General features: G+C 61.7%; 15 protein-coding genes. 6 read left to right on the top strand and 9 right to left on the bottom strand.

The features are described from left to right. The first annotated feature begins 33 nt into the window (after positions 1 to 33). The 3 genes from TX24_RS00465 (at position 34) to uraH (ending at position 2140) form a co-directional block, all read left to right on the top strand. Complete coding sequence (locus tag TX24_RS00465) at positions 34 to 1038, top strand: AraC family transcriptional regulator (RefSeq protein WP_057709519.1); 1005 nt, start codon at positions 34 to 36, stop codon at positions 1036 to 1038. 190 nt (positions 1039 to 1228) lie between these two features. Continuing rightward, on the top strand, positions 1229 to 1702 hold the full coding sequence (locus TX24_RS00460) for a GlcG/HbpS family heme-binding protein (protein ID WP_003187574.1): 474 nt from the start codon (positions 1229 to 1231) through the stop codon (positions 1700 to 1702). A 27-nt stretch (positions 1703 to 1729) separates the two neighbouring features. After that, entirely contained in the window at positions 1730 to 2140 is a 411-nt protein-coding gene (uraH, locus tag TX24_RS00455; protein WP_057709518.1) for a hydroxyisourate hydrolase, read from the top strand. Here uraH and TX24_RS00450 read toward each other — a convergent pair. Then, the gene (locus tag TX24_RS00450) at positions 2135 to 2821 is read right to left on the bottom strand and encodes a Crp/Fnr family transcriptional regulator (RefSeq protein ID WP_057709517.1); all 687 of its coding nucleotides are present in this window, start codon (positions 2819 to 2821) and stop codon (positions 2135 to 2137) included. The two genes, uraH and TX24_RS00450, sit on opposite strands and share 6 nt — an antisense overlap. An 83-nt stretch (positions 2822 to 2904) precedes the next feature. Here TX24_RS00450 and TX24_RS00445 point away from each other — a divergent pair, with 83 nt between their 5' ends. Next, complete coding sequence (locus tag TX24_RS00445) at positions 2905 to 3429, top strand: Mpo1 family 2-hydroxy fatty acid dioxygenase (protein WP_057709516.1); 525 nt, start codon at positions 2905 to 2907, stop codon at positions 3427 to 3429. A gap of 127 nt (positions 3430 to 3556) precedes the next feature. On the opposite strand, the gene TX24_RS00440 is transcribed toward TX24_RS00445, so the two are convergent. The 6 genes from TX24_RS00440 to dibA all read right to left on the bottom strand — a co-directional run bounded on the left by TX24_RS00440 (position 3557) and on the right by dibA (position 9906). After that, on the bottom strand, positions 3557 to 4525 hold the full coding sequence (locus TX24_RS00440) for a sulfate/molybdate ABC transporter ATP-binding protein (RefSeq protein ID WP_032894194.1): 969 nt from the start codon (positions 4523 to 4525) through the stop codon (positions 3557 to 3559). Between the two features lie 3 nt (positions 4526 to 4528). After that, positions 4529 to 5401, bottom strand: coding sequence for a sulfate ABC transporter permease subunit CysW (cysW, locus tag TX24_RS00435; RefSeq protein ID WP_014716421.1), 873 nt, complete (start codon positions 5399 to 5401; stop codon positions 4529 to 4531). Positions 5402 to 5414: 13 nt separating this feature from the next. Continuing rightward, positions 5415 to 6233, bottom strand: coding sequence for a sulfate ABC transporter permease subunit CysT (gene cysT / locus TX24_RS00430; RefSeq protein ID WP_032894195.1), 819 nt, complete (start codon positions 6231 to 6233; stop codon positions 5415 to 5417). Between the two features lie 200 nt (positions 6234 to 6433). Continuing rightward, the gene (locus TX24_RS00425) at positions 6434 to 7444 is read right to left on the bottom strand and encodes a sulfate ABC transporter substrate-binding protein (RefSeq protein WP_003187562.1); all 1011 of its coding nucleotides are present in this window, start codon (positions 7442 to 7444) and stop codon (positions 6434 to 6436) included. A 64-nt stretch (positions 7445 to 7508) separates the two neighbouring features. Then, positions 7509 to 7691 (bottom strand): sulfur starvation response protein OscA, encoded by a 183-nt coding sequence (oscA, locus tag TX24_RS00420; protein ID WP_003170956.1) that lies wholly within the window; start codon positions 7689 to 7691, stop codon positions 7509 to 7511. A 298-nt stretch (positions 7692 to 7989) separates the two neighbouring features. Beyond that, on the bottom strand, positions 7990 to 9906 hold the full coding sequence (gene dibA / locus TX24_RS00415) for a phosphodiesterase DibA (protein WP_034134600.1): 1917 nt from the start codon (positions 9904 to 9906) through the stop codon (positions 7990 to 7992). Between the two features lie 166 nt (positions 9907 to 10072). On the opposite strand from dibA, the gene desA reads away from it, so the two are divergent. Beyond that, on the top strand, positions 10073 to 11257 hold the full coding sequence (desA, locus tag TX24_RS00410; RefSeq protein WP_003187559.1) for a delta-9 fatty acid desaturase DesA: 1185 nt from the start codon (positions 10073 to 10075) through the stop codon (positions 11255 to 11257). Between the two features lie 187 nt (positions 11258 to 11444). Next, a complete protein-coding gene (locus TX24_RS00405; protein ID WP_034134599.1) occupies positions 11445 to 12446 on the top strand; it encodes a GGDEF domain-containing protein in 1002 nt (333 codons plus the stop codon). 99 nt (positions 12447 to 12545) lie between these two features. Here TX24_RS00405 and TX24_RS00400 read toward each other — a convergent pair whose 3' ends face one another. Then, a complete protein-coding gene (locus tag TX24_RS00400) occupies positions 12546 to 13748 on the bottom strand; it encodes an HDOD domain-containing protein (protein WP_057709515.1) in 1203 nt (400 codons plus the stop codon). A 214-nt stretch (positions 13749 to 13962) separates the two neighbouring features. Further along, positions 13963 to 15240 (bottom strand): 4-aminobutyrate--2-oxoglutarate transaminase, encoded by a 1278-nt coding sequence (gene gabT / locus TX24_RS00395; RefSeq protein ID WP_014716416.1) that lies wholly within the window; start codon positions 15238 to 15240, stop codon positions 13963 to 13965. Positions 15241 to 15413: the final 173 nt, after the last annotated feature.

Below are 15413 nucleotides of genomic sequence, written 5' to 3'. Positions count from 1 at the left end.
ACGCCAATCTGTTGACCACAAGCGCCAATTGCCATGACCGAACCCACTTCCCTCGCCAGCTGGACCCGCGCCCTGCGCAAGCAGCTCGACGCCCTGGGCCTCGACAGCGCCGCGCTGTGCGCCGAAGCCGGGCTGGACCCGCAGCAGATGGACGACCCCAACGCCCGCTATCGGTTGTCGGCCACTACGCGCTTATGGGCGCTGGCGGTAGAGGCCAGTGGCGACCCGGCGATTGGGTTGCGGGTGTCGCGGTTTGTCAGCCCCACCACCTTTCATGCGCTGGGTTACGCATTGGTGGCCAGCGGCAGCTTGCGCGAGGTGTTCGAGCGCATCGTGCGCTATCACCAAGTGGTCAGTGATGCCCTGGACCTGGAGCTGAGCCGCCACGGCGACGTCTACCGTTTTCGCCTGCTCCAACCCCCAGGCAGCCCCGCGCCCGCGCCGGAAGCGATCGATGCCTTTGCGGCGATCTATGTGCGCACCTGCCGCAACCGCCTCGGGCGTGACTATGCGCCGCTGGCCGTTTACCTACGGCGCCCGGAACCTGCCGACCCCAAGCCATGGCATACGGTATTTCGCTCGCCAGTATTATTTGCCGCCGACGAAGACCGCCTGGAGTTCGCCGCCAGCGACTTCGACAGCCACCTGGACGATGCCAACCCGGAGCTGGCCGAACACAACGAAACCGTGCTCAAGCGCACCCTCGCCCAACTGCAACCGCTGACCTGGGAACGCAAGGTGCGCGCCGCCATCGAGGCGCAATTGCCAGACGGCGAGCCGAGTGCCGAACGCATTGCACAAGCGCTGCACTTGAGCCTGCGCAGCCTGCAAAGGCACTTGGCCGATGAAGGGTGTCGGTTTGACGCCTTGCTTAACGAGTGCCGGCAAAACCTGGCGTTATTGCACCTGCGCGACCCGCAGTGCTCATTGGCCGAGATCAGCCATTTGCTGGGGTTTGCCGATACCAGCAGTTTCAACCGTGCGTTCAAGCGCTGGACAGGGATGACGCCGGGGCAGTTTCGCGACGGGTTGCAGTAGCAAGGGCCTCATCGCAGGCAAGCCAGCTCCCACAGGGGAATGGGTTCACATCATGCGGGGGCTTGCCTGCGATGAGGCCAGTACAACCACCAAAACTCCCTGAGTTTGATTACAAACCTGTCATCCAATTGTGCGGCTTTTGTCCGCATCCGCTGGTTACCGTGACGGCCTGCTTTCTGGAGCCCTCACTATGTACCGCACTGCCTTGTTCTTGAGCCTCGCCGTGGCCACCGCCGCCCAGGCGGCGCCACAATTGCCACGCCACGCCGAGTTGGATCTGCACACCGCTCGCCAACTGGCCGACGCCAGCCTGGCCCACTGCACCGCTGCGCTGACCGTACTCGACCGCGGTGGCAACCTGTTGCTGGGCCTGCGCGCTGACGGTGTTGGCCCGCACAACAGCCTCGCCAGCCAACGCAAGGCGTACACGGCGCTGTCGACAAAAAACCCGACCCGGCTGTTTGCCGAACGGGCGCGTAATAACCCCGAGGCCGCCAACCTCAACAGCTTGCCCGAGCTGCTGTTGCTCGGCGGTGGCGTGCCGCTGTTTGCCGACGCCGAACTGGTCGGTGCCCTAGGCATCGCCGGTGCCGGTGGCGCCGCGCAGGATGAAGCCTGCGCCGTGCAGGCCGCCGAGCAACTGGGCCTGAAAATCACCCCTTGATTCCACTTCCCTCAAAAGGACTTCGCGATGAAAACCTTGAGCATGACCCTTGCCGCACTAAGCCTGAGCAGCCTGTGCAACCTGGCCCTGGCCGACGGCAACCCCCTGAGCGTGCACGTACTCAACCTGGAAAATGGCCTGCCAAGCGCCGGGGTCAATGTCACCCTGGAACAGCACGTGGGCGATAAATGGCAGTCGCTGTCTGAAGGTGTCACCAACCAGCAAGGCCGCATCGCCGAGCTGTTCCCGGCCAACCGCAGCCTGCAGCCGGGCGAGTACCGCGTGGTGTTCAAGACCGGCGATTACTACAAGAAGGCTAACCGCGAGACGTTCTTCCCCGAGGTGCCGGTGATTTTCCAGGTCAAGCAAGCCGACCAGCACTACCACATCCCGCTGCTGCTCAGCCCTTACGGCTTCTCCACCTATCGCGGTTCATAGGCCCGCGGCCAGCTGCAGCCCGTTGAGGTCGCGTATCTCGATGGCGCCGTAACTCAAGCCGATAATGCCCTGTTGCTCCAGCGCCTTGAGCAGACTGTTGATGGTCTGGCGCGACAGGCCCAGCATTGCCGCCAGATCCTCCTGGGGCAGGTGCAGCACGCGGCGCGCCTGCTCCACTTCGCCGTAGCCTTGGGCAATCATCAGCAACCGATGGGCCAGGCGCTTTGAGGCGGGCATCAGGCTTATCTGTTCGATATTGATCAACGACAGCCGCAGTTTATGGCTCATCAACAGGGCCATCTCCCGCCAGAACAGCGGATGCTGTTCGAGAATGCCGAGCATCGCCGCCTGCGGCACCTGCAACAGCCTGCATGCGCCCGTGGCCAGGGCATCGTGGGTGCGCGGCAGGTTGTCGAACAGGCAGATCTCGCCGAACCAGTAGGGCGTTTCCACCAGGCTCAACACCGCTTCCTTGCCTTGGGCACTGACCGCACTGATGCGCACCGTGCCTTCCAGCACCGCATACACGCCGCACGGCGGGTCACCTCGCTTGAACAGGTACTGCCCCGCCGTCAGCACACGCAACCGCGCTGCCTCCAGCAGGCTACGCTGCAAGTCAGGCGGCAAATGGCTGAACCAATGACCGCGAGCCAATTGCGCGTGCCATGTCCCTGTGTCCATGCGAACTCCGAAGATTGTCGCCCAGTTGACAGTTAGGTACAGGCTGACAGGGCATGATCAAACATCCTACAGGAGGAACAACAATGAAAAGCCTCGTCGACCACCTCAGTCAATACGCCGCATACCACCGCGACCCACGCAACATCGCCAGCCACTTCATCGGTATCCCGCTGATTGTGGTGGCGGTGGCCGTGCTGCTGTCGCGCCCCGAGTGGTCGGTGGGCGGGCTGTGGCTATCACCTGCGGTGCTGCTGGCGTTGTTTTCGGCGTGGTTTTACCTGCGCCTGGAACTGGCCTTGGGCGTGTTGATGACGGTGCTGATGGGCTTGTCGGTGTGGGCCGGGCATGTGCTGGCGGCGCAAAGCACGGCGGTGTGGCTGAGCAGCGGCGTGGGCATGTTTGTGGTGGGCTGGGTGATTCAGTTCGTCGGGCATTACTACGAAGGCAGAAAGCCTGCGTTTGTGGACGATGTGTCGGGGCTGATCGTGGGGCCGTTGTTTGTGGTGGTGGAGTTGGCGTTTTTGCTGGGGTTGCGGCAGGACCTCAAGCGGCAGATTGAAGAGCGGTCGGGGCCTGTGGCGGTACGCGGGAAAAACGCCACGGTCTAACAGGTACTGAAGACCCAATGTGGGAGCCGGGCTTGCCCGCGATGGCGGTGGATCAGCTGGCATAACCGTCGACTGACACATCGCCATCGCGGGCAAGCCCGGCTCCCACAGGGGTATTGTGTTGGGCTCAGGTTTTGGGTTTGAAGAACAGGGTCTCGCCCCGCGCCAGGCCGGTGAGGCTGTCGTGGTCTTTCACCACTTCGGCCTCGATCAATTCACTCTGGCCTTCAACCTTCAAGGTCACGCGAGTGGTCGCACCCAACGGCCGAATATCCCGCACTTGCGCCGCATGGTGATCTTCCAGTTCATGGCGTGACAACGACACTTCGTGGGGGCGGAACAGCAGGTGCTTGTCTTCGCCCAAATGCAGGCGGTTGGAGTCCCCCAGGAAGTGATAGACAAAGTCGCTGGCCGGGTTTTCGTAGACGTCGCCCGGTGAACCGATCTGCTCGATCACGCCCTTGTTCATCACCACGATACGGTCGGCGACTTCCATGGCCTCTTCCTGGTCGTGGGTCACGAAGACCGAGGTCAGGTTGATGTCCTCGTGCAGGCGCGCCAGCCAGCGGCGCAGTTCTTTACGCACCTTGGCATCAAGGGCGCCGAAGGGTTCGTCCAGCAGCAACACCTTGGGCTCCACCGCCAGGGCGCGGGCCAGGGCGATACGCTGGCGCTGGCCACCGGAGAGTTGTTCGGGGTAACGGTCCGACAACCAATCCAGCTGCACCATGTTCAGCAGCTCATGAACCTTGCTCGCGATCTGGCTTTCGCTGGGGCGTTGGTTTTTCGGCTTCATACGCAGGCCGAACGCGACGTTATCGAACACAGTCATGTGGCGAAACAGCGCGTAGTGCTGGAACACAAACCCAACGTTGCGATCACGCACATCGTGGCCGGAGACGTCTTCGCCATGGAACACGATGCTGCCGGCATCCGGGGTTTCCAAGCCGGCAATGATGCGCAGCAACGTGGTCTTGCCGCAGCCGGACGGGCCCAGCAACGCCACCAGCTCGCCACTCTGGATATCCAGGTTGATGCTGTCCAGGGCCTTGAAGGCGTTGAAGTTCTTGCTGACATTACGGACTTCGATCGACATGACTTATTCCTCACCCGCGCTGTTGCGCAGGCGGTTGATTCGGTTCTCGCTCCACTGCTTGAGCAGCAGGATGAAGAGCGCCAGGATCAGCAACAGGCTGGCCACCGCAAACGCGGCAACGTGGTTGTATTCGTTGTAAAGAATCTCGACATGCAGCGGCAGGGTGTTGGTGACGCCGCGAATGTGGCCGGACACCACCGACACCGCGCCGAACTCACCCATGGCCCGCGCCGTACACAGCACCACGCCGTAGATCAGGCCCCACTTGATGTTCGGCACGGTGACATGCCAGAACATCTGCCAGCCATTGGCGCCCAGCAGGCGCGCGGCTTCTTCTTCCTGGGTGCCCTGCTCCTGCATCAGCGGGATCAACTCACGGGCCACGAACGGCACGGTGACGAAGATGGTCGCCAGCACGATACCCGGCAGGGCGAACACGATCTGGATGTCATGCTCTTGCAGCCACGGCCCGAAGAAGCCCTGGGCGCCGAACATCAACACGTACACCAGGCCGGCGATCACCGGCGAGACCGAGAACGGCAGGTCGATCAGCGTGACCAGGATGCTCTTGCCACGGAACGAGTACTTGCTCACGCACCAGGCGGCGCTGACGCCGAACACCAGGTTGAGCGGCACCGAAATCAGCACGGCGATCACCGTGAGTTTCAGCGCCGACAGCGCGTCTGGCTCAAGGATTGCGGTGAAGAACGTGCCGAGGCCGTTCTTCAAGCCCTGGGACACCACCACCAGCAATGGCAGCAGCAGAAACAGGACGAATACCAGCCAGCCAAGGCCGATCAGGATACGTCGCGAGGTCGCACTGCCACGCCGGGCGGCGTTGGCCGAGGACGCGGCGGAAATAGACGATTGGGACATGTTCCGCGCCTCCTTATGGACGTTCGATGCGCCGCTGCAACAGGTTGATCAGCAGCAGCAAGACAAAGGACACCACCAGCATCAGCACACCAATGGAGGTGGCGCCGCGGTAGTCGTATTGGTCGAGCTTGACCATGATCAGCAATGGCAGGATTTCGGTTTTCATCGGCATGTTGCCGGCAATGAAGATCACCGACCCGTACTCACCCACGCCTCGGGCAAACGCCAGGGCGAAGCCGGTCAGCCAGGCGGGCAACAATGCCGGCACGAGGATGTAGCGGAACACCTGCAACGGCTTGGCGCCGAGGCAGGCGGCGGCCTCTTCGATTTCCCGGGGGATATCGGCCAGCACCGGCTGCACCGTGCGCACCACGAAGGGCAACGTGACGAAGGTCAGCGCCAGGGTGATACCCAGGGGGGTGTAGGCGATCTTGAAACCCAGGTCTGTGGCAAACTGGCCAACCAGGCCGTTGGGCGCGTACAACGCCGTGAGCGCGATACCGGCGACGGCAGTGGGCAAGGCGAACGGCAGGTCGATCATCGCATCAATGACCTTGCGCCCGGGGAAGGTGTAGCGCACCAGCACCCAGGCCAGCAGCGTGCCGATCACACCGTTGATCAGCGCGGCGTACAGCGCGGTGCTGAAGCTCAGCTTCAAGGCCGCCAGTACCCGAGGTGCGGAAATGATATTCCAGAACTGATCCCAGGTGAGTTGAGCGGCGTGTACAAACATCGCCGCCAGGGGGATGAGTACGATCAGGCTGAGGTACACCACGGTGTAGCCCAGCGTCAGCCCGAAGCCGGGTATGACGGGGGAGATACGACGCGACATAAGAGTCCTTGGTTAAAGGGTAGAAACCACTGTAGGAGCGCGCTTTTTGTGGGAGCTGGCTTTTCTGTGGGAGCCGGGCTTGCCCGCGATGCAGGCACCTCGATGTGTCAGTCACACCACGGTGATGCTATCGCAGGCAAGCCAGCTCCCACACAAGCCCAGTTCCTACAAAAAAGTCAGGCTCCTACAGTTACTTTGGCTTATTGCGCCGTGTAGATCTGGTCGAACACGCCACCGTCATTGAAGAATTTCGGTTGGGCAGTTTTCCAGCCGCCGAAGTCTTTGTCGATAGTCACCAGGTCCAGTTTCGGGAACTGCTGGGCGTATTTGGCGGCGACTTTTTCATCCCGTGGACGGTAGAAATTCTTCGCCGCAATCTCCTGGCCCGCCGGGCTGTACAGGTGGTTGAGGTACGCGGTGGCGATCTCGGTGTTGCCCTTTTTCTCGGCGTTCTTGTCGACCACAGCCACCGGCGGTTCCGCCAGGATCGACAGGGACGGCACGACGATGTCGAACTTGTCGGCGCCGCCGTCTTCCTTCAAGGCCAGGAACGCCTCGTTTTCCCACGCCAGCAGCACGTCACCCTGGCCGTTGTTGACGAAGGTAATGGTAGAACCGCGCGCGCCGGTGTCCAGTATCGGGACGTGCTTGAACAGCTCTTTGACGTATTCCTGGGCCTTGGCTTCACTGCCGCCGGCCTTGAGGCCGTAGGCCCAGGCGGCGAGGAAGTTCCAGCGTGCACCGCCGGAGGTTTTCGGGTTGGGCGTGATCACCGACACGTCTTTCTTGATCAGGTCGCCCCAGTCCTTGATGCCCTTGGGGTTGCCCTTGCGCACCAGGAACACAATGGTGGAGGTGTAGGGCGTGCTGGCGTCCGGCAGGCGGGTCTGCCAGTTCTCCGGCAGGGTCTTGCCCAGCTTGGCGATTTCGTCGATGTCACCGGCCAGGGCCAGGGTGACGACGTCGGCGCGCAGGCCATCGATCACCGCCCGGCCTTGTTTGCCCGAGCCACCGTGGGACTGCTGGATCTTGACGTTGTCGCCGGGGTGGGACTGTTTCCAGAAGCTGGTGAATTCAGCGTTGTAATCCTGGTACAGCTCACGGGTGGGGTCGTACGAGACGTTGAGCAACTCGTAGTCCTTGGCAACGGCGGAACCGGCAAACACGGCACTGGCCAATGCGGCCAAGGCATAACGGCGAATCGACGACATAGAAGCTCCTGAAATTCTTGAGTGTTGGCTTTTCTTGTAATTGCGGGTCTATCGCCGTTCTAGCTCAGCTCGGTTTGTTACCGGGGTTCTGCAGACGGAATTTTTCCTTGCGTTCGATCTGTACCACTTGGGCGTTGTGTACGGTGATTTCCACCGCGCCAAACCGCAGGTCGCGCAGGGCGCTCTGGATTTCACGCAAAATGGCTGCTTCGTCCTGGCCGTCAACGCTACGTAGAGATGCGCTCATGGTCTCGCTCCTGAAAATGAGTAGTGCCTGGCAGTGGCGGCACTGCTTGCGGCGTGAGGGCGATAGTAGATAAGCGCGGATATTCTTAAAAATACTATTTAAGAATGTTTATATAACCAGAAAGAATTTTCTGATGGGGCATGGGGTTGCAAGAGTTTTGGCAGCAAAAACGCTCACACACAGGCGCCGCAGAACCCCCTGTGGGAGCTGGCTTGCCTGCGAAAGCGGTGGTGCAGTAACACATGCAGTGACTGACACACCGCCTTCGCGGGCAAGCCCGGCTCCCACATTGACCGAGTCAGTCTTGGCGGATCAGAGGGGCCCGCGTCCAATCAATCTCCTGGGCCGGCATCGGCCGTCCAAACCAGTACCCCTGGCCCATGTCGCATTCCTGGTCCAGCAGGAACCGCGCCTGTTCCACCTGCTCGATCCCTTCTGCATGCACCTGCATGCCCATGCTTTTGGCCAGGGCGATCACCACGCGCACAATCGCCGCGTCGTCTTCGTCCCACGGCAAGCCCGCCACAAAGCCCTGGTCGATCTTGAGCTTCTGCACCGGCAGGCGTTTGAGGCGCAGCAACGAGGAATAGCCGGTGCCAAAGTCGTCGATGGCCAGGCGCAGGCCCAGTTCGCGCAAGCGGTGCAGTTGCTCCAGCGCGACTTCCGGGTCGTCCATCACGGCGCTCTCGGTGACTTCCAGCTCCAGAAAGGCCGGATCCAGGCCAGTGGTGTGCAGCACTTGGGCGACTTGCTCATACAGCTCGCGCCGGGCAAACAGGCGGCTGGAGACATTGATGGCGATAAAGCTCAGCGGCGCGCCGTCGGCCAGCCACTGGCACATCTGGCGGCAGGCCTGGTCCATCACCCACGCATCGATGTCGGCAATCAGCCCAGTGCGCTCGGCGATGGGGATGAACTCGCCCGGCGGAACCAGGCCGCGTTCCGGGTGCTGCCAGCGCACCAGTGCTTCGACGCCGACCAAACGGCTGTCGTGCAGGTCGTGCACCGGCTGGTAATACACGCGCAATTCATGTTGGTCGAGGGCGCGACGCAACTCGCCGGCGATTTCCACCCGATGCTGGGCGTGGGCGGTCAGCTCTTCGGTATACAACGCGTAGCCTTCGCGCCCGGCGCTCTTGGCCTTGAACAAGGCGGAATCGGCGTTGCGCAGCAATTGCTCGGCGCTGAGGGCGTCACTGGGGAACAGGCTGATACCGATACTGGCGCTGATAAACAGCTGGTTGCCGTCAAAAATGAACGGATCCTTCATGGCGTTTAGCATGCGCTGCGCCAAGGCCGCCGCTTGCACCACCTGCGGGCAGCTTTCTGCCAGCACGGCAAATTCGTCGCCCCCCAGGCGCGCCAAGGTCACCCCCGGCCCAAACAGGCCGCTCAGACGTTCGGCCACCAGCTTGAGCAATTGATCGCCGACGTTATGGCCCAGGCTGTCGTTGATGATCTTGAAGTGGTCCAGGTCCATCAACAGCAGGGCGCAGCCACGCTTATGCACCTGCGCAGAGGCCAGGGCCTGCTCGGCGCGATCGGTAAACAACAGGCGGTTGGGCAGGTCGGTGAGCGGGTCGTGATGGGCCAGGTGCGCCAATTCGTGCTCAGAGTTCTTCATGGCGCTGATGTCCGAAAACACCGCGACGTAGTGGCTGACCTTGCCCTGGTCGTCGTGAATCACGCGGATGGTTTGCCACTGGGGGTAAACCTCGCCGCTTTTACGCCGGTTCCAGATTTCGCCGCTCCATTCGCCGGTGCTTTCCAGGGCCTGGAACATTTGCTGGTAGAAATGCGCCGAGTGGCGCCCGGACTTGAACAGGCTTGGCCGTTGGCCCATGACGTCGTCGCGCTGATAGCCGGTGATCTCCATGAACGCGCGGTTGACGTGCACGATCAGCCCCTGAGTATCGGTGACCAGCACCCCTTCGCGGGTGCAATCGAACACCGCAGCGGCCTGGCGCAGGCGCTCGCGATTCTCTTTCAGGGGTTGTTGCAACGCGTGGGCGCGGGCAAAACGCCGGCCTATCCAGTAAATGAGCAACGCGCTGAGGCTGACCCCCACGTATCCACGCGCCTGCAGCCAGTGCCCCAGCTCCATGGGTTCATCGATAAAGTTGATTAATAGGTAATTGCTGAGCTGGAGCCAAACGATAGAAACCAGCAGGTATACCAACCCCGCACGTAGGGCACCTCGGTATGAAAACAGCATATGTTTAGTAATCCTTACTAAATAACCAGAATCGCCCTACAAAGGATCAGGATTATAGAGGAGGAAACACTTTGTAAGTCTTATCTGAAACAGTGACTGGTTTTATCTGCAAAGGAAGTGATAATGCGGGTGCTGTTTTTTTCTTTATCTGAGGGCCATACAGCCTATGTGGTACAACGGTTTTCTTGATCTGTCCGCCTGGCAACTGGTGGCAGTCACGCTGTTGATGACCCACGTGACCATTATTGGGGTCACTGTCTATCTGCACCGTTATTCGGCCCATCGCTCGCTCGAGCTCAATGCCGGCCTGAAACACTTCTTCCGCTTCTGGCTGTGGCTGACCACGGCGCAGAACACCCGCGAGTGGACCGCCATCCACCGCAAGCACCACGCCAAGTGCGAAACCGTCGATGACCCGCACAGCCCGGTGATCAAGGGCTTGTCCACCGTGCTGCGCAAAGGTGCCGAGCTGTACCGCGCCGAGGCGGAAAACCCCGAGACGCTGCGCATCTACGGCAAGAACTGCCCGGACGACTGGATCGAACGCAATCTCTACACGCGCTACCCGCTGCTGGGCGTGGCGCTTATGGGCGTGATCGACCTGCTGCTGTTCGGCACCATCGGTATCACCATCTGGGCGATCCAGATGATGTGGATCCCGTTCTGGGCCGCCGGCGTGATCAATGGCCTGGGGCATGCCGTGGGCTATCGCAACTTCGAATGCCGTGACGCCGCCACCAACCTGGTGCCGTGGGGCATCATCGTCGGCGGCGAAGAGCTGCACAACAACCACCACACCTACCCCAACTCGGCCAAGCTGTCGGTGAAGAAGTGGGAGTTCGACCTGGGTTGGGCCTGGATCAAAGTGTTCAGCTTCCTGCGCCTGGCCAAGGTGCAGCGTGTAGCGCCCATCGCCCACCGCGTGGAAGGCAAGGGCAGCCTGGACATGGACACTGCCATGGCGATCCTCAACAACCGCTTCCAGATCATGGCCCAATACCGCAAGTTGGTAATTGGCCCGCTGGTCAAGCAGGAGCTGGAGAAGGTCGATCATTCAGTGCGCCACCAGTTCCATCGCGCCAAGCGCCTGTTGTCGCGGGAAACCAGCTTGCTGGAAGACCGCCACCACCTGCGCATCCAGAGCATGCTGGAACACAGCCATGCCCTGACCGTGATCTACGAAAAGCGCCTGGCGCTGCAGCAGATCTGGCTCAAGACCAGTTCCAACGGCCACGATATGCTGGCCGCGATCAAGGAATGGGTGCATGAAGCCGAGGCCAGCGGCATCCAATCCCTGCGCGATTTTGCCCACCAGTTGAAGACTTACTCGTTGCGCCCTACAGCGGCGTAAGGGCGCCGTGGGAGGGCTCGCCCTCCCACGCACTGGCTTTTTGGCGCCATTTTCCGGGCACCGTCAATCCACGCTGTTCACGGAACTTCACCGCAATTCCCCTCTCTCAAAGAACACTTCGCCATCATGGTGACCCCTTGTAGTGACCGCCTTTGCACCTGCGGCGCGCCCAGAGAGAGTTGTACCGATGGTTCACGAAAAGCCCAGCCTGCCCGATGTGCCCACCGCAGAGCCGCCGCGCCCGGCCGCGGCGGCGACCCTGTTGGCGCTTATGCATGCTCAAGGTGAAGTCGAGCGGCTGAGTGAGCGTGAGCAACTGCTCAGCTCACTGCTGGTCAGCGTGAACGCCGTGCTTTGGGCCATTGATTGGGAAACACGCCGCGTGCTGTATGTGAGCCCGGCCTACGAGCGCCTGTTTGGCCGCTCTGCCGGCCTGCTGCTGGCCGACCACCGTGAATGGCGCAACAGCGTCCACCCCGAAGACCTCGACTACGCCGAACACAGCCTGGCCCGCGTGCTGGAACAAGGTGCCGTGGAGGACCGCGAGTACCGCATCATCACCGCTGACGGGCAGATCCGCTGGTTGAGCGACAAGTGCTACATCAACCAGCAGGTGGTGCCCGGTGAAGCGCTGATCGTGGTGGGCATCGCCGAAGACATCACCGAAAAGAAGCAACTTGAGCTGGAACTGCATCGCCTCGCCACCACCGATGTACTGACCCAAAGCAGCAACCGCCGACACTTCTTCGAACTCGCCAACCAAGCCTTCGACAATGCCTGCGCGCAGGGCACGCCGCTGGCGTTCCTGTTGCTGGACATCGATGATTTCAAAGACATCAACGACACCTACGGCCACCTGGAGGGCGACCAGGTGCTGCGGCGTATCGCGGAGAGCGGTCGCGGGGTATTGCGCCGTGGCGACCTGTTCGGGCGCGTTGGCGGCGAAGAATTTGCTGCTGTGCTGCCGGGTTGCCCACCGGAGATGGCCCTGCAGGTGGCCGAACGGTTGGGCAAGGAAATCCAGGCGTTGGTGTTCAGTTACGAGGGGCATGAATTCAATGTGACCGTCAGCCAGGGCCTGGCCGGCCTGCGTGAAGATGACTCCACCCTCGACGGCCTGTTTGCTCGGGCAGATGCGGCGATGTATGAGGCCAAGCGCCAAGGCAAGAACCGCGTTATAGCCGGTTAACACCGACCAACTGTGGGAGCTGGCTTGCCTGCGATGGCGGCTTAACTGACCCACCGCTATCGCAGGCAAGCCAGCTCCCACAATTGATCGGTGTGTGTTTCAGGTTTTGCGCACTCGGGTCAGTTCCGGCAAGCCTACCTTGAGCAGCCGCGCGGTCTTGCTGCCCGCCAGTTCTTCGAGCCCTTCGTGCTCGGTCAGCCGCGCCATTTGCACCGCCAGGTTCACCACCAGGGCTTCGCGCGAATACACCCCGCCTTCAAGTGAATAGATCCCCGCGATCAACTGCCGCAACTCCAGCGGCAAGCGCCAACGCGTGCGCAACGCCGAACCGTAGGCGGCGCCAAAGGCGTCGAGGGATTCCCCTATGGCTTCGTCATCCAGGGCACCGCCGCCCTGGCGCCAGTCTTCCAGGCAGCGCAACAAAGCCAGGTCGCCCAAGCGGTGCAGGATGCACGCGCTGTAGCAGCGCTCGTGATCAAGCTCCAGCATGCGCGCCAGGCGCCGGGCGTAGTCGGCGCTGTCTTGGGACAATTGCCAGTGCCGCTCGGCGTAGGCCACCAGCCCAGGGTCACCCAACACTACGTTGTGCTTGAGCGCCAGGCCAAGGATGAGGTTCATGCTCTGGCCGGGCACCAACTTGTGCAGGGCTTCTGGCAGGGTCTGCACCGGCGTGCCGTGGTAGCCGGCGCTGTTGGCGGCGGCGATCAGTACGGCGGTGATTTGCGGGTCGCTGTGCACCTGGTCCTCCAACTGCTTGAGGTCCAGGCCTTCGGGGCCGAGGCTGTGTTGCACGGCGGCTTTCACATCCACGCGCAACGGCGCCCCATCGCAGACCTCGCGGCGCCGCTCCAGAAAGGCTGGCAAGGTCATGCCCGGCGCCAGCGGTGGGATCTCGCAGTACACGCTTTCGCCTTCGTTGAGCAGCAGATCTTGCAGGCGCTGGGTCAGGCTTTCCATGTTCAGTGGGCGGGTGAGGTAGGCGGTGGGCGCCAGGGGCAAGGCTTCGCGTACGCTGGCGCTGTCGTTGCGACTGCTCAGCAAGATAAACGGCAGCGAGCGACGCTTCTGGCGCACGCTGCGCAGCAGGCTCAGGCCATCCACGCCCGGCAGCTCCCAATCCGCGAGGATCAGGTCATAGGTTTTTTCACCCAACAGCGTGGCGGCGTGCTGCCCGTCGGCGCACACATCCAGCCGTGCGTCACAGCGCACATTCAACAGCACTTGCTTGAGCAGGTCCCGCGACCAAGGGTCTGCTTCGGCGATTAACACTCGGGGTACAGCGGGTAAATCAACAGCAGTCATCCAGCACGCTCCATCGGCAATGCTTGCACCTTAGACAATGCAGGCGCGTGCGTACAATGAAGCAGGCACAAAAAAACCGCCGAAGCGGTTTTTTTGCTTTTTCTTTTTGTAGGAGCGAGCTTGCTCGCGAAGGTCGTCAACGAAAACGCGGGCAGCCTTTGAAGCGCGGTGCCTGGGGGTTTTTCGCGAGCAAGCTCGCTCCTACAGGGGCGTGTCAGAGTTCGGAGAAGCACTCTTCGATGATCGCCAGGCCCTTGTCCAACTGCTCGTCCGGCGAGGTCAGGGGCACCAGTACGCGCAATACGTTGCCGTAGGTACCGCAGGACAGCAGGATCAGGCCCTTGTCACGCGCCTTGGCCACCACAGAAGCAACGGCGGCAGCGTTTGGCTTGTGGGTGTCGCCGTCTTCGAACAGCTCGACCGCGATCATCGCGCCCAAGGCACGTACTTCGCCGATCACCGGGTACTTGGCCTGAATGGCCTTGAGGCCAGTCACCAGGCGCTCGCCCACGGCCTTGCAGCGGTCCAGCAGGTGCTCTTCTTCGAACACTTCCATCACGGCCAGGGCCGCGGCGCAGGCAATCGGGCTACCGGCATAGGTGCCGCCCAGGCCGCCTGGGGCGATGGCGTCCATGTACTCGGCCTTGCCGCACACACCGGCCAGCGGGAAGCCGCCGGCGATGGATTTGGCGAAGGTGGTCAGGTCGGCGGCAACGCCCATCTGTTCCATGGCGAAGAAGGTACCGGTACGCCCGGCACCGGTTTGCACTTCGTCGGCAATCAGCAGGATACCGTGCTTGTCGCACAGTTCGCGCAGGCGCTTCATGAAGGCTTTTGGCGCGACGTAGAAACCGCCTTCGCCCTGCACCGGCTCGATGATGATGGCGGCGATATCACGCGGCTCGGCATCGTTCTTGAAAATGCGCTCGATGCTGGCGATGGAGTCGTCGACGCTCACACCGTGCAGTTCGTTAGGGTACAGCGCACGGAACACGCCACCTGGCATCAGGCCCATGCCGGCCGAGTAAGGCACCACCTTACCGGTGAGGCCCAGGGTCATCATGGTACGGCCGTGGTAAGCACCGGTGAAGGCGATTACACCGGCACGGCCCGTGGCGGCGCGGGCGATTTTCACGGCGTTTTCTACCGCTTCGGAACCGGTGGTGACCAGCAGGGTTTTCTTGGCGAAATCACCTGGCACCTTGGCGGCGACTTTCTCGCACACTTCTACGTAGGGCTCGTAGGCCAATACCTGGAAGCAGGTGTGGGTCAGCTTGTTGAGTTGCTCGGTCACGGCCGCGATGATTTTGGGGTGCACGTGGCCGGTGTTCAGCACGGCGATACCACCGGCGAAGTCGATGAACTCGCGACCTTCAACGTCGGTCACGGTGGCGTTCTTCGCGGAGTCGGCGAAGATCGGGTGAATCTGGCCAACACCGCGCGGTACAGCGGCTTCGCGGCGTTTCATCAGGGATGCGTTGGTCTTGCTCATAAAGTCCTCATTCGCCGCTCATCGGGCGGCGTGGCTCAAGGATAGGTGGCGGGGAGGCAACTACGGCAGCATGCGATGATCGACTGCCACAGCTTTCCCGGCCACTGCGAATAACCATGTGAAACACGCAAAGGGGCAGCGCTCTCGTGCCCTCTGCGTTTACTGCAATCCCG

Source organism: Pseudomonas lactis (assembly GCF_001439845.1).
Classification (GTDB): domain Bacteria; phylum Pseudomonadota; class Gammaproteobacteria; order Pseudomonadales; family Pseudomonadaceae; genus Aquipseudomonas; species Aquipseudomonas lactis.
This window is presented reverse-complemented; position numbering and strand designations above follow the sequence as displayed.

Coding starts and splice junctions, on each gene's coding strand:
- TX24_RS00465 (WP_057709519.1), top strand. CDS start 34: ATGACCGAACCCACTTCCCTCGCCAGCTGGACCCGCGCCCTGCGCAAG.
- TX24_RS00460 (WP_003187574.1), top strand. CDS start 1,229: ATGTACCGCACTGCCTTGTTCTTGAGCCTCGCCGTGGCCACCGCCGCC.
- uraH (WP_057709518.1), top strand. CDS start 1,730: ATGAAAACCTTGAGCATGACCCTTGCCGCACTAAGCCTGAGCAGCCTG.
- TX24_RS00450 (WP_057709517.1), bottom strand. CDS start 2,821: ATGGACACAGGGACATGGCACGCGCAATTGGCTCGCGGTCATTGGTTC.
- TX24_RS00445 (WP_057709516.1), top strand. CDS start 2,905: ATGAAAAGCCTCGTCGACCACCTCAGTCAATACGCCGCATACCACCGC.
- TX24_RS00440 (WP_032894194.1), bottom strand. CDS start 4,525: ATGTCGATCGAAGTCCGTAATGTCAGCAAGAACTTCAACGCCTTCAAG.
- cysW (WP_014716421.1), bottom strand. CDS start 5,401: ATGTCCCAATCGTCTATTTCCGCCGCGTCCTCGGCCAACGCCGCCCGG.
- cysT (WP_032894195.1), bottom strand. CDS start 6,233: ATGTCGCGTCGTATCTCCCCCGTCATACCCGGCTTCGGGCTGACGCTG.
- TX24_RS00425 (WP_003187562.1), bottom strand. CDS start 7,444: ATGTCGTCGATTCGCCGTTATGCCTTGGCCGCATTGGCCAGTGCCGTG.
- oscA (WP_003170956.1), bottom strand. CDS start 7,691: ATGAGCGCATCTCTACGTAGCGTTGACGGCCAGGACGAAGCAGCCATT.
- dibA (WP_034134600.1), bottom strand. CDS start 9,906: ATGCTGTTTTCATACCGAGGTGCCCTACGTGCGGGGTTGGTATACCTG.
- desA (WP_003187559.1), top strand. CDS start 10,073: ATGTGGTACAACGGTTTTCTTGATCTGTCCGCCTGGCAACTGGTGGCA.
- TX24_RS00405 (WP_034134599.1), top strand. CDS start 11,445: ATGGTTCACGAAAAGCCCAGCCTGCCCGATGTGCCCACCGCAGAGCCG.
- TX24_RS00400 (WP_057709515.1), bottom strand. CDS start 13,748: ATGACTGCTGTTGATTTACCCGCTGTACCCCGAGTGTTAATCGCCGAA.
- gabT (WP_014716416.1), bottom strand. CDS start 15,240: ATGAGCAAGACCAACGCATCCCTGATGAAACGCCGCGAAGCCGCTGTA.